Annotated in this window: 1 protein-coding gene; it reads left to right on the forward strand. The window is 46.1% G+C overall.

What is annotated here, in order from left to right; all coding sequences use genetic code 11:
• Nucleotides 1-713, forward strand: a 713-nt coding sequence (locus KIV40_RS28425) for a U32 family peptidase (protein WP_285352567.1), incomplete at both ends; no start/stop codon positions are given.

The following is a 713-nucleotide window of genomic DNA, read 5'->3' on the forward strand; positions in this document are numbered from 1 at the left end:
TAAAAACATGCGTTATGCATTTGCCTACGGCGCAGATGCGGTATATGCAGGCCAACCTCGTTACAGCCTTCGTGTTCGTAACAACGAGTTTAACCACGAAAACCTACAAATTGGTATCAACGAAGCTCATGCTCAAGGCAAGAAGCTATACGTTGTGTGTAACATTCAGCCGCACAACTCTAAACTGAAGACATTTATCCGCGACCTTAAACCAGTTGTAGACATGGGCCCTGATGCCCTAATCATGTCTGATCCTGGTCTTATCATGATGGTTCGTGAAGCATTCCCTGAAATGCCAATTCACCTTTCAGTTCAAGCTAATGCTGTTAACTGGGCTACGGTAAAATTCTGGGCGACGCAAGGCGTGGAGCGTGTAATTCTATCTCGTGAGCTATCACTGGAAGAGATCGAAGAGATCCGCGAACACTGTCCAGAAACAGAACTAGAGATCTTTGTTCACGGTGCACTTTGCATGGCGTACTCTGGTCGCTGCTTACTTCCTGGTTACATGAACAAACGCGATCCTAACCAAGGTACTTGCACTAACGCTTGTCGCTGGGAATACAAAACAGAAGCAGCAAAAGAAGACGAGAACGGCCAAATCGTTGAAGCAAACCCTACTGGTGTCGAGATTCAAGACGTCGAAATTCAAGATGAACGTCCAGACAACACACTAGGTCTAGGTAAACCAACAGACGAAGTCGTTCTCCTTT

This window comes from Vibrio sp. D173a (assembly GCF_030248475.1).